Source organism: Elusimicrobiota bacterium, from assembly GCA_040757695.1.
In the GTDB taxonomy this organism is placed as follows: Bacteria; Elusimicrobiota; UBA8919; order UBA8919; family UBA8919; genus JBFLWK01.
Map to the genome: position 1 here is coordinate 46,203 of JBFLWK010000003.1, position 11,328 is coordinate 57,530.

The 11,328-nt window shown below is 36.1% G+C and carries 12 protein-coding genes; all 12 read right to left on the minus strand.

The window, feature by feature from the left end:
- Positions 1–158: 158 nt before the first annotated feature.
- Positions 159–797 carry a HEAT repeat domain-containing protein gene (locus AB1349_00880; GenBank protein ID MEW6555891.1) on the minus strand — a complete coding sequence of 213 codons (639 nt, stop codon included), beginning with the start codon at positions 795–797 and terminating at the stop codon, positions 159–161.
- A complete protein-coding gene (locus AB1349_00885; GenBank protein MEW6555892.1) occupies positions 794–1,426 on the minus strand; it encodes a phosphopantothenoylcysteine decarboxylase in 633 nt (210 codons plus the stop codon). Before AB1349_00885 ends, AB1349_00880 begins: the two co-directional genes overlap by 4 nt.
- Positions 1,426–1,971, minus strand: a complete 546-nt coding sequence (locus AB1349_00890) for a flavoprotein (protein ID MEW6555893.1) — start codon at positions 1,969–1,971, stop codon at positions 1,426–1,428. Before AB1349_00890 ends, AB1349_00885 begins: the two co-directional genes overlap by 1 nt.
- The gene (gene gmk / locus AB1349_00895) at positions 1,971–2,528 is read right to left on the minus strand and encodes a guanylate kinase (GenBank protein MEW6555894.1); all 558 of its coding nucleotides are present in this window, start codon (positions 2,526–2,528) and stop codon (positions 1,971–1,973) included. The genes AB1349_00890 and gmk overlap by 1 nt, the downstream gene beginning before the upstream one ends.
- A 56-nt stretch (positions 2,529–2,584) precedes the next feature.
- On the minus strand, positions 2,585–4,339 hold the full coding sequence (locus tag AB1349_00900; GenBank protein MEW6555895.1) for an O-antigen ligase family protein: 1,755 nt from the start codon (positions 4,337–4,339) through the stop codon (positions 2,585–2,587).
- A 172-nt stretch (positions 4,340–4,511) separates the two neighbouring features.
- Positions 4,512–5,993, minus strand: a complete 1,482-nt coding sequence (locus AB1349_00905) for a phosphoglucomutase/phosphomannomutase family protein (GenBank protein MEW6555896.1) — start codon at positions 5,991–5,993, stop codon at positions 4,512–4,514.
- A 3-nt stretch (positions 5,994–5,996) separates the two neighbouring features.
- Complete coding sequence (locus AB1349_00910) at positions 5,997–7,049, minus strand: hypothetical protein (protein MEW6555897.1); 1,053 nt, start codon at positions 7,047–7,049, stop codon at positions 5,997–5,999.
- Positions 7,046–7,837 carry an inositol monophosphatase family protein gene (locus AB1349_00915; protein MEW6555898.1) on the minus strand — a complete coding sequence of 264 codons (792 nt, stop codon included), beginning with the start codon at positions 7,835–7,837 and terminating at the stop codon, positions 7,046–7,048. The genes AB1349_00910 and AB1349_00915 overlap by 4 nt, the downstream gene beginning before the upstream one ends.
- An 89-nt stretch (positions 7,838–7,926) precedes the next feature.
- On the minus strand, positions 7,927–8,187 hold the full coding sequence (locus AB1349_00920) for a hypothetical protein (protein MEW6555899.1): 261 nt from the start codon (positions 8,185–8,187) through the stop codon (positions 7,927–7,929).
- Positions 8,181–8,390: a hypothetical protein gene (locus AB1349_00925; protein ID MEW6555900.1), complete on the minus strand. Its 210-nt coding sequence runs from the start codon at positions 8,388–8,390 to the stop codon at positions 8,181–8,183. The genes AB1349_00920 and AB1349_00925 overlap by 7 nt, the downstream gene beginning before the upstream one ends.
- 271 nt (positions 8,391–8,661) lie before the next feature.
- Positions 8,662–9,975 carry a helix-hairpin-helix domain-containing protein gene (locus AB1349_00930; protein ID MEW6555901.1) on the minus strand — a complete coding sequence of 438 codons (1,314 nt, stop codon included), beginning with the start codon at positions 9,973–9,975 and terminating at the stop codon, positions 8,662–8,664.
- On the minus strand, positions 9,972–11,328 hold a 1,357-nt coding region (locus tag AB1349_00935; protein MEW6555902.1), incomplete at its 5' end, for a fibronectin type III domain-containing protein. The genes AB1349_00935 and AB1349_00930, both read right to left, overlap by 4 nt.

The window sequence follows — 11,328 nt, forward strand, 5'->3', positions numbered from 1 at the left end:
GAAGGAACGGGTGTTTCTTTCTCTTTTGTTAGTTCTTTTAACTGTTGTCTTAATTCAGCAATTTCTGTTTTACTTTTTTTAAGATTTTCTTCCAGATTTTTACTCTTAATAGTTAAGTGGTCTGTATCGTAAATTAAATCACTGATATTTTTCAGTTTTTAAATAACATGTTCAAGTTCATTACAAAAAATTTGGCTACTTTGTTCTTGTTTAACTTTTTTAAATATTTCCAGCAGTTCGTCGCCTAATGGTGGAGAAGATATTACAAGCGTCATAAGTGACGAACTGGCATTAGCACGAACAGATATAGAAGGGTCGCTTATCGCAGTTTTGACAAGGATTGATACGACCTTTTCATCTACAAAATGGCTGAGTGCAGTAGCAGAAGCAGACCGAACCTTTTCATCTATATCATTCAGAAGTTTAGTAATATACGGGATTAGATTGTCAGCACCAAGAAACCCGAGTGTATGTGCAACCGCCACACGGATATCTACTCTGGAATTATTGACTTCCGGGACCAAAAAAGGGATTACAGAAGTATCGCCAATAAGTCCTAATTGCTCAATTACACAAGATGCAAGTTCATCGTTTTCAAGTTGGCTTAACAGCAATGGAACAACTTTATCTCGTTTAACAACACCAAGTTGCCCGAGATTTTTGATAACATTCTTCTGTATTACAATATCGGCTTTCGCTGCTGCTTTATCAAACTCTTCTATCAACATCTGGATTTTTGCATTTATATCAATGCTATCTTTCAGGTGAGATGGGATGTAGTCATCAATTTTTTTCATAGTAGTATCTTATTGATAATTTTTTTCGCTAACAGTTTTTTAGTGATATTTGTGAATGTTTCTATTTTGTTTTTCGTGATAATTGCACCAGTAGTTTTTTCACTGTTTATTGAGTCAATAGTATTTGCAATAATCATATCCAATTTTTTTTGTTTCAGTTTTTTTTGTGCTTTTTTTATAAGGTCTTCAGTTTCAAGTGCAAACCCGACAACAAAAGACGGTTGGGCGAGTGGGCGAGTGGGCGAGTGGGCTAATGTTGAAACAATATCAGGATTAGGAATTAATTTTAGATTTATTGGCTTGTTAGTTTTTCTGATTTTGTTTCTATAAAATCTTTCTGGTTTGTAATCACTTACAGCGGCACAGGATATAAAAACATCACATTTTTTAAAATACTTTTTAACACAACCGAACATTTGTTCGGCTGAGACAACATTTACAACTTTTACATTTTTTGGTATTTTAATACCTGTTGGACCGCTTATCAAAACCACTTTTGCACCTTGTTTTTTTGATTCTTCTGCTAATAGATATCCCATCCTACCTGAAGAATCATTTGATATAAATCTCACAGGGTCAATATATTCTTTCGTAGGACCTGCTGTAATCAAAATATTTTTTGGTTTCATTACAAAATTTTAGAAATTTTGGAAATAATTTTTTGTGGTGCTGCCATTCTGCCGATAGCATCATCACCACAGGCGAGTTCACCTTTTTCAGGTCCGATAAAATGATAACCTAATTTTTTCAGGTTTGCGATATTTTTTTGGGTTACTGGATTTTTGTACATTTCAGAGTTCATTGCGGGACATATTACAACCGGACATTTTACAGATAGCACAAGTGTTGTAAGCGCATCGTCGGCAATACCTGCTGAAATTTTTGCGATGATATTTGCGGTTGCAGGTGCAATCAAAACCAGGTCAGTCTTTTTAGCGATAGAAATATGTTCTACTTCCCAGTTTGTTGTCGGTTCAAATATATCTATATAAACCCTGTTTTGCGCAAGTGTTTGTATTGTAAGTGGTGTAACAAACTCACAGGCATTTTTTGTCATAACAGAGAATACGGTTGCTTTTGATTCTCTTAAAAGCCGTATAATTTCGCAGGATTTATACGCAGCAATTGAGCCAGTTAGCCCGACAATAATATTTTTATTCTTTAATGTTGACATTAGGTTTTCTCGTTTTTAATTATCTTTTTAAGTTGTTGGAATGCATTTTTTAGCGAATCGTTCACAATAATATAATCATAAAACTTTCTATATCCCATTTCTTTTCTGGCATTTCGGAGCCGTTTCTGGATTTCTGTTTCTGAATCTCTGTGGCGTTTCCTGAGTCGGCTTTCAAGCACTTTCATAGACGGCGGTGCAATAAAAATCAGCACTGCATCAGGATATTGTTTCTTAACATTTAGGGCGCCTTGAACATCTATTGCAAGCAGAACATCATTGTTAACGAGTTTAGTTTCAAGTTGCCTTTTTAGCGTTCCGTAGAGGTATCCGTGAACAACTGCGGTTTCAACGAATTCCTTTTTTTTCTTTTTTTTCAGAAACTTTTTTCTTGTCAAAAAAAAATAATCCCTGCTGTGTTTTTCGTTGTTGCTTTTAGGTCGGGTGGTTGCAGTAACGGAATATACAAGCCCTTTGATTCGTCTCAATGCAAGACGAACCAGCGTTGTTTTACCAGCGCCAGACGGTGCAGAGATTACAAATGGGATACCTGTTTTCATTTCGCTTTGCTTAAACACGAATATAAACCGAATAACACCCGAATTAAACCGAATATTCAGTTGTATTCGGTGCTTTTATTTAGTTTCCTTTTGTTTTCCAGAATCTGTATTGATTTGATAATCTGCTGCTGTGTTTGGTCGTCGGGTAAGCCGATTTCTGTTGTTCTTTTCCAGTTTTTTAATGCGTTATCAAAATCGTTTTTTATGTAATAACAGTTCCCGATATTGTTATAAACTTCACCATAATTTCTTAAAGCAACTGAAATTTTATACGCATCAATTGCTTTATCAATTTGGTTAAGTTTTCTATATGCCTCGCCTAAATCGTATGCAGTTCTTTCAGAATGATAATAGTCCAACTTGATTGCTTTTTCATATTTTGAGATTGCGGTTTGAAAATCGTTTTCTGAAACTGCGATATCACCTTCAAGCCGGTATTTATCGCTTACAAACCTTGGCAGTATTATTTGGCTGATAATAAAGCAAAAACCAACCAGCACAACCAAAAAAATAATTGGATTTATGCGGATTGGTGCTGGTAAAGATATCTGTTTTTTTCGCTGATAAGATTCAGCAATCCCGAACAGAACAAACATTGTTGAAATAACTGGAATTATTGAAAACGGGAAGTTGGTCAAGCCATAGACAAAAACAGCGAACAGCCCGGTAAAAAGTCCTAGAACAAGATTGCCCTCTGGCTTATCCGTTTCTATTTTGTTATATAATAACCTAGCACAAAAATAAAAGAACGAAAAAAATACAACCAAGAATGTAGCAATCCCGAATATACCTGTTTCTGCAAACCGCTGTAAAAACTCATTATGTAGATTTGACTCACTGGTACTTTTTAGTTGCGAAGTTCGTTTCACTTTCGCCTGATAATTTGCAAAATTAACTTTAAGATTACCAGCGCCAACACCAAAAAATGGATGACTTTTTATCATTCCCCAGCCGGTTTTCCACTTAAAGATTCGCTCGCTAACAGACGCATTTTCTTTCTTGAAAAAACTTTTTATTGTCACGAATCTATCAATAGATATAATGAACAATGCTGAAAACAGCAGAAAAATCCAGAAAGTACCTCTAAACATTCGCCATTTCCCTTGCGTTATTATGTAATTCTTTTTCATATAAATCACCTGCCAATCAATCAAGCAGATAATTGCGATAAAAAATGCAAACCAGGCACCGCGTGTTTTTGTAACACCTATATTAAAAACAGTTAAAAAGCAAAAAACCATCCAGAAAATATGTTTCGTGGCTTCTCTTGTTGAAATCATTTTTGCAAAAATTAACGGAAAAACTAAAAGCAGATAACCAGCAAAAAAGTTGGGATTCCCAAAAGATGATGAAGGTCTACCGCCAAAATCAGATAACCATTTCACAGGGTCTAAATTAAGATACTGCAAAATACCATATACAGCAACAATAAATGTTGAGATAAAAATAACCGTCAGTGTTTGGGCTGATTCAGTTTCAGAAAAAGTTATTGCTGTAAAATAGATAGCAGTCAGGATTATCCAGCAGAAAAGGTATTCAACAACCAGTTGTAAATGTGTGGCATTTACAGACGAGATAACAATCGCTGTCAGATATAGAATCAGCGGGATACCAAGCCATGTATTTTTTAGCGGAGAATGTCGCTGTTTTTTTAGCAAAATTTTTAATATCAAAAGTAACGCAACCGCCAATCCAAAAATACTGAAAATTGTCTCTTTGACCAAAAAATTATCTTTTGTCTTTGTATAAAAGGCAATCGGCGTCAAAAAAACGATTATCTGAATACAAATAAAAGAAAGTTTATTTATCATCTATCTACAGGAAATTCTATAATTGTCCCTAACCCCGAAATGCTCCATGGCAGGCAATCTGAGAATTCCAGTTCTTGCCTTTTCTACGAAACTTTAGTTTCGGTTAAAACTGAATCAGAACCGACACTGAAGTGTCGTAGAATTTCAGGCTGGAGTTCTGAACTTGTTCAGGCTAATTTAAACCACATATGAACTTTTTAGAGCCGGCAATCAAGCTATTAAGTTTCTGAAGATTGTTGGCTTCTACATAGATACGGATAACTGGCTCAGTTCCGGAGAGCCGCAAGCCAACCCAAGAAGTATCCTCAAGCAAGAACTTGTAGCCATCAAGCCGATTGATTTTTTTTATTTTAATACCTGATATTTCAGATGGTGGCTGTTTTTCAAGTTTTTCTTTGATATGGTTCATTTTTTCAACCGGCAAATGGAAATTAAGCCGTGTAGATAATACAGTCCCAACCTCGTTATAAATCTGTCTTAAAATCTGGCGGATTGGTTTTTTATTCACAGCAACCATTTCGGCAACTAACAGGCAGGCAAGAATCCCGTCTTTTTCAGGAATATGCCCGTAAATAGTAAGCCCACCGGATTCTTCACCACCAATAATCATTTTTTCTTTAGTCATCACCTCGCCAATATACTTGAACCCGACTGGTGTCTCACGAACTTCAACTTTATGTTTTTTTGCAACCGCATCAACCAGATGTGTTGTCATAACAGACCGAGCAACAATACCTTTTAACTTCCTTGTTTTTATAAGATGGTCAAGCAAAAGTGCGATTGTTTCATTAGGTGTGATAAAACTGCCATCACTATCAATAATACCAAACCGGTCCGCATCACCATCTGTAGCAAGTCCTAATTGATATTTTTCTTTTTTTAGTATTTTTAGCAGTTCGCCAAGATTCGCTTTCGCAGGTTCAGGTGACTTCCCACCAAAAAGTACATCACGAAAGTTATGAAGTCCTGCGTTGCCTCTTATTTTACAGCCTGCATCAACAAGTAGTTTATCAAGATAACCACGACCTGTACCATACAGCACATCAATAACTATTTTTATGCCTGATTTTTTTATCGCTTTTAAGTCAACTAATTCTTTAATCCGTTTAATATAAGTTTTTTCAGGTGATATTAATTCAATCAGTTTTTTTTCTTTTGCTTCTTCGTAATTCATTTCTTTAATTTGTAATTTGTAATCTGTAATTTGTAATTTGTCTTCTATTGCTTTTGTTGTTTTAGGTAATGCAGGTCCACCCCAAGCAGGCGAGAATTTTAAGCCGTTATATTCCGGCGGATTATGACTTGCTGTGAAATTGAGCCCGCCAGCAGTTTTAAGACGCAGAATTTCAAACGAGATAACAGGTGTCGGGCAATCCCGTTTTGTCAAGAATACCTTGATGTTATTTGCAGCAAGAACCTGTGCAGATATTTTGGCAAACTCTTCAGACAGAAATCTGGTATCATAACCTACGATAACAGATGGGAGATGGGAGTTGGGAGATAGGAGCAAAGATTTTTTATCTCTCATCTCATATCTCATATCTCCTATCTGCCTCACATAATCTGCTATTGCCTGGGTTACAAGTTTCACATTATCAAAAGTGAAATCATCTGCAATAATACCGCGCCAGCCTGAAGTTCCGAATTTAATCATTTTTCAATCTCCCTCTTTTATCTTTGTAAATTTTACAATCACTTCAGAAACACCATTTAACAAAACTGAAATGATATATATCAAAATCGCCAATACAACCGATACAAAAACTGCTAATAGAATATTCTGGAATAATAAGAAAACAAAAATTACCAGAACCAGCACAACACCGGCTACTGCTGACAGCCATGCTAAAAACTTAAACACATTAGAAATCCGTTCAAGCGACCGATACGGTGTAAGTTTCAGTTTTTCAATCGGTGCAGAAACCTGCAGTGTTCTGCCACAGTTTTTGCAATACCATGCACGGAGCGAATTCTGGGAATGGCAGGAATCACATTCTTTAACATTTTCTTCTGATAGCGGTTTTCGCTGAAAAATATAAAGTTTCTCTACCAGCCCGACAATAAACCATAGATTTATACCGACAACCGCGCCAGCAATTGCTTCAATAAATCTTGATGCAAGCCATGAAGGTCTATTCGGGTCTATCAACAAACTGGCATATAGTTCAGAACCTAACCCACCGCCAATCGCACCACCAATAAGCCCGGCAACAAGTCCGACTACGATTTTATTTCTGTTTTTTTCAATCAAACCACTGGTTATACCGATAAAAAGCCCGGCAACTGCCCACGAAAACGAATGCGAGATAGAATATGCAAATGTGTAGTCAGCAAAAAGATTGTAGACAGGTCGGTTAATTAGCCCGCCTATTATCCCACCAATACAGCCGAGCAGTCCACCAAGTAATGCTTTATATGATGAGTGTTCAATAATCCCGCCAACATTACCTAAAAATGCACCACCAATCGCACCACCAACAACCAAATGGACTGTCATAGATGATGTGGCGCCGATTGCACGACTTAACGCAATAGATAAAAGCCAGCCGAGAACCCCTGCAAACATTCCACCTAATGCACGCCGCATCACCCAACTGAAAGTTCCAACCGCATAAAACAATTTCTGGCTTTTAACCGTCATTGCTAATCCACAGCGACTGCAATATCGGTCAGTTATGTCTGCAACATTACCGCAACTAGGACAAATCATTTTTTACCTCCAGTGATTTCTATCATTTTACTATGAATTTTTGAGTTTGAAGCAACCAGCGTTTTATCAAATAGATAGTTGTTCCCGCCGGCAAAATCGGTTACCTTACCACCTGCTTCTTTAACAATTAGCGCACCCGCTGCAACATCCCAACTATGAAGCCCTTCCTCCCAGAAACCATCAAATCTACCGCAGGCAACATAACATAAATCAAGCGCAGCAGAACCTAACCGTCTTATACCTTCTGCCTGAAGACAGAACTTTCTGAATTTTTCTATAACTGATTTTTGTCTTTTTTCGTAATTATACGGGAAACCTGTTACAATCAACGAATGTTTCAAACCATTTTTTTGTGAAACTTTTATTCTCTTATCATTAAGAAATGCACCTTTGTTTTTAACCGAATAAAAAAACTCGCTGGTTATCGGATTATACACAATTCCGAACAGAACATCTTTGCCATTATAGAGTGCCAGCGAAATTGAGAAGACAGGAAATTTGTGAATGAAGTTTACCGTGCCATCAAGCGGGTCAAGAATCCATACAGGTTCGTTTTTTTTAATCTTCGTTGAGTTACAACTTTCTTCACAAACAAACTTTATATCCGGGAAATGCCTGCTTAAAACTGTTATTATCGCTTCTTCGGACTTTTCATCCGCACTTGTAACAGGGTTTCGGTTTCCTTTGTAAGTAACTTCAAAATTTGTAGCAAAATAATCCTTAAGTATTTCGCCTGATTCCAGAACTGCTTTTCTGGCAACCTTAAAATATCGCGATATCGTTTTCATTATATCATTTCATTATACAAAAATCTAAAAAAATAGCAAATAAAAAAAATCCTTATATAGATTTTTAATCGGTTATATGTGTCTGTATCTTATTTATTTCCCGGATGGAAACCAAGTTTTATTTGTTTTTCAGTAAATTCAGATGCAAATCTCGCTTTTGATTTTGCCCATTTTCTTAACGACTGGATGTCATCTTCCATAATTTTTGATAAAGGTACTGTTTCCTGGATTGATTTTAAGATATCTTTTGTCTCAAGTTCACGAGTTTCATTATAGGCAATATACAAACCATCAACAATACATTGTTCTATTTCTGCGCCAGAAAAACCAGACGCCGACTCTATTAGCATATCAATATCAAATTTTTCTGGCTCACGATTTCTTTTTTTAGATGAATTTCAAAAACTTCTCGCTGTTCTTCTTTGGCTGGTAAATCAATAAAAAACAATTCATCAAATCTGCCTTTCCGAAGAATTTCAAAATCAGATTGTCCAGCACCTGCAAAACCTTTTTCAATTTCACCATCGCTCTTAAAAAAATTTGTAATACCCATTTTTTTTCTCCTTAGAAAATTATTAGTGCTTTGTTAAAAAATGGCACTTTGGGACCCCTTTTACCATCTTAAAAATGCTTAAGCTGTCATTGCGAGCGACCAACGGAAGCGTGGCAATCTCAATCAAACCTGCTTTAACGACGAGATTGCTTTGGCTACGCCTCGCAATGACTCCCGATGTAGTATTTTCTACCAAATTATTGTCGGAATTAAAATAGGTCGTTGGAGCCATTTTTAAAATTTAACAAAGTACTGTGACGATAATAACGGGTTATTCTACTGTAATTTTCTCTTTTAATGCATGATATGTCTTTTCTGGTATTTCTCTCACTCTTTGTGGAAGTTCTTTTATTTTCTTAAATGGTTTCATTTTCCTGTATCTTATTATCATCCTTGCTTGAATTGTATTGAATCCAACTTTGATAAGTTGTTCTTCTGATGCTGTGTTAATATTCACCTTTGTAACTTGATAATGTGCAGCACTCGCTTTTTCTGTTGCATTAGTAGATGTTGTAGTCGGTAGTGAAGGTATGGTTCTTTTCGGTTCAGGTACTGGTGGGATGATTCCAGTTGTTTTGATTTCTGGTTTTGTTGGAATTGAAGTTAACGAAATAGAAAGCCGATGTGACCCGAAATTATCACCGATAGCAAAAGACCAGAGAAATGCGTAATCTAACCGTATCAAATATTTCCCGACTCCTTGATTGAATGAAGTACCAAAACCGGCTTCTTGTTTGTTTGCACCGCCACGGAATGCAAATCTTTTTTCAGAAAACCAGTGTTCTAAACCACCGTGCAGATTTAACTTGTCGCTCACAACACCCCATTGTTGATTCCTGTATGAAACATCCAGCCCAACAGTTGTATTTTTGTATCTATATGCAGAACCTAATCGCAACTCTGAAGGCACTTTATCTTCAAAATACAAGCCAACATCCGGCTGGGTTAAATTCAGACCTGCAAGCCCGAAAGAAAAATTCTTTATATTGCAAAGAAAACCTATATCGCCTGTAAATGCCGATTTTGAAGAACCTGCAAGTATAACAGGGTCGTTGTATTCTTCTGCTCTTTTTATTGTATCAGAATCCCAGTTGTATTTATGATATAAAAATTTAGCATTTATTCCAAATGAAAGATTTACATTATTTCTTTCTTTTTCTTTATTTTTTTGGCTTGTAAAAATCTTTCTTGAATATGAAAGAATGGCTGTGTTCTCTTTATACAAACTATTTCCATAGTCATTAACTCCTAACCCAAATGTACCAATCTTTTCTATAGGTTGCGTGTAGGAAACTGACACAAGCCCTAAATCTATATTTTTCAAACCGAGATATGGCTTCGCATACATAAACCCAACATCAGAAAAAACTGGATACACGATACCAGCTGGATTATAAAATATCGCAGAAGAATCGTCAGAAATAGCACAAAAAGTGCCACCCATCCCAACCGCACGGGTTGACCAACCGGAATTTTTAAATGCAGGAAACGCAGATAACCGCAGATAAAAAACACAAATGACCACAGATAAAAAAATCTGTGCTAATCTGTGTTTAAAAATCTGTGTTAATCTGTGTCTACTCATTTTGCAACCACAATCGTTCCGTATTCTGTTTTTCCATCAGTTGTCTTTATCTTAAAGATATATATTCCCGACTCAACCTTTTTATTATTTTCATCTGTTCCATTCCAAGTAATCACACTACCATAAAAATTCGCTTTAGAAAGTTTTATAACTTCAACTCCAGAGGCATCATAAATACTGACTTCTTCTGCTTTTTCACCAAATGTTGCAGGTGTGAATACGGTAATAAATTTTTCTTCCGGGACAGCTTTTTCAGAAGTTCTACTTTTTGCAAACAAAGCATATTTACCCGGTTTGTTAACTCTTATTGTAAAAGTATTTCGCTCATAGTCAGGTTTACCACCAATAAATCTCCATCGCACACCATCCCAAAAATATACAGAGAGCTCAGTTTCGCTAATATCAGTTACTTGTCCATATTCCGTTTCAACAAGTCCGTCATTATTTATATCGAAATAAAGTAATGTTATGTAAAACAGTTTTTCAAAAACTGCTGTATTAGTTATACCAAAAGTATATGTTACTATAGGATGCAAATTGTTTTTATTTGCAATTTCCTCTATACCAAAAGAGTTTTCTAATAAAGAATCTTTTTGCTCGATACTAATTGTTAGATCCAAAAAGTCTGAAAATTGAATCTTCGTAGAACCATCGTCAGGGTTCCCATCTAATGCTTCAACAACAAATTGTGAATCCGGTTTCTTTTCACAAATCCTACTAACAGAAACCGTATATATAGAAGTCGTAGAGATATTTACGCCATCTGATGCAGTTATAAAATATTCTAAACCTACTGTTGTTATTGCAGAAACAGGAATCATACCATATCCTGAATATGTATTAGTTGATGGCAGAGGAACGAAATCTGAAAAACTAAAACTGGTTTCTCCGTTTTTTCTAAAATAAATTCTTACATAATCTATACATCGGTCGTCAACTACATCAGCAGAAATTGTAATAATATCACCAATAATATTTACTTCTGTAATTGATGGTGTATACGAAATAGTAGGCGGGATAGTATCACTCGGCGGTATTGGTGGAGGCTCTGCTTCAGATGATAAAGTCATAGTGGTTATTGTGAGGTCGTAGTTGGTTGCAAGACCATCCTCATTAAATGCTTGAACCTTGAACCAATAAGATGTAAGAGGCAAGAGGTCAGAAGCAAGATAAGAAGTGGTTGTGTAGTTGTCTGAAAATGTCTTGAGTGTTGTTGTGCTGGTCACAAAATTATCTGTAGACCGCAAGATACCCCATCTTGTATAGTCAGGATTGTTGTTGTTTGACCACTGAACGCTGATTGACGCAGATGTAACGCTGATTACCGCAGATAATGTTGGTGGGTTTGCAAGT